Below are 1,630 nucleotides of genomic sequence, written 5' to 3' on the forward strand. Positions count from 1 at the left end.
CCGACGTCCCGACCGCACCCGGGGTGAACGGCGCCGACGGTGCGGGACCGGGGGGAACGGATCCCGTGCTGTGCGCCGCCGTCGTGCTGTCGTCCGGTCCGCCGCCCGCGCCGATCGACCCGGGCACGTCCGCGTCCCCGCGGACCGCCGCACCGATCAGGTCGGGGGCGGGCAGTTCCGGCAGTCCCCGGAGCTTCTCGCCGCTGTCCTGCGCGTAGGACCCCAGCGCCTGTTCGGCCTGCTCCCGCGCCTCCTTCTTCCGCTCGGCCGCCCGGACCGCGTCGGTCTCGTGCCCGATCAGGCTGAGCAGCGAGTCCCCGATCCCGACGTCGCTGTCCGCGCGCAACGCGGCGGGGTCGGGGAGCTTGTGCAGCGTGCGGTTGAACGCCTCGCCCTGCGCGAACAGCCGCTGGGCGGAGTCGGTCCCCGCCGCGCCCGCACTGCGGGAGAACTCGGCCTCCTCCGCGAGCCGCGACCGGGCGCTCCCCCCGGCGGCCCCGTGCCACTGCACACCGAGTTTCGCCAGTTCGGTGCGCAGGGTGTCGTCCGTCTCGGCGAGCGCGTCCGAGACGGCCTCCAGCGCGGCCACCGCCTCACTCAACCCCCCGATCCCACGGCCGGAACGGAAGAACTCGATCTCGTCGGCGAGCATGTCGTCGGAGTAGCCGGTGAACCGGTGTTCCCCGATCTTCCTGGCGAGTTCGGCAACCTCGGCGTCGTTCATCGCGAATCCCTGTTCGGTGGTCCGTCGGATGGTCGGTGGCGGAACGCGGCGGGCCCGTGCGGCCCGCGGCGTCAGTTCCCGCCCGCGCCGTGCAGGGCGGCGGCGTTGTCCTGCTCGTTCCCGGCGTACTCGTGGGAGGCCAGCCGCAACCGCGCCGCGAGTTCGACGAGGCCGGCCTCGTAGGCGCGGACGCGCTCGACGTAACAGCCGTTCCCCTCGGTGATCAGCGTGTTCCAGGCCTCGGCGACATGGACCGAGACGATGTCCTCCGAGGGTGGCAGGACCGTGAGCGCGGGTGTCTGCTCGTCCAGCTTCCGGCGCAGCGCCGCGGCCTGTTCCTCGACGATCCCGGCGACCGCCTCGATCTTGTCGGGTTCGATCTCGAGGTCCCGCGCCCCGCCGGACCCCGTCCCGGACGTCCCCGGCCCGTTCCCGGAACCTGCGACCTTCTCGGACACTGTGCCGCACCCCCTGTTACCGCCAGTAGTCGACCGACTTCCCTCGCAGGCTACCAAGCCTGGTGTGAGGGTGACCTGAATTTGGGACGGTCTTTCGGCCGGTCCGGTTCCGCGGGAACGGGGACGACGGTGGGACGGCGACGGCGCCGGGGGCCTCAGCGCGAGGGGACCGCGAGCTCACCGGCCGCCGCGCGGGCGGCGATGTCGGTGCGGTGGTGCGCACCCGTGAGATTCACCCGGGCCACCCGTTCGTAGGCGTCCTCCCGGGCCGCGGCGAGGTCGTCGGCGACCCCGACGACGGACAGCACCCGGCCCCCCGCGGAGACCACGGCACCGTCCTCGCGACGGCGGGTGCCCGCGTGCAGCACCCCGTCGCCCTCGCTGCCCGTGATCACGTCGCCGGTGCGCGGTTTGCCGGGGTAGCCGTCCGCGGCGAGCACCACGGTCA

General features: G+C 73.7%; 3 protein-coding genes. All 3 read right to left on the reverse strand.

The annotated features are described in order from the left end of the window. A partial coding sequence (locus tag ACTIR_RS20880; protein WP_026452759.1) for a PPE domain-containing protein occupies positions 1-724 on the reverse strand: 724 nt, incomplete at its 3' end. A gap of 71 nt (positions 725-795) precedes the next feature. Beyond that, positions 796-1,182, reverse strand: a complete 387-nt coding sequence (locus ACTIR_RS0100040; protein WP_052583654.1) for a PE domain-containing protein — start codon at positions 1,180-1,182, stop codon at positions 796-798. A 155-nt stretch (positions 1,183-1,337) separates the two neighbouring features. Beyond that, positions 1,338-1,630 (reverse strand): phosphoribosylglycinamide synthetase C domain-containing protein (locus tag ACTIR_RS0100045; RefSeq protein WP_026452761.1); only part of this gene is annotated, 293 nt, incomplete at its 5' end.

Origin of the sequence: Saccharomonospora iraqiensis subsp. iraqiensis (genome assembly GCF_000430445.1) — a bacterium.
Lineage (GTDB): Bacteria > Actinomycetota > Actinomycetes > Mycobacteriales > Pseudonocardiaceae > Saccharomonospora > Saccharomonospora iraqiensis.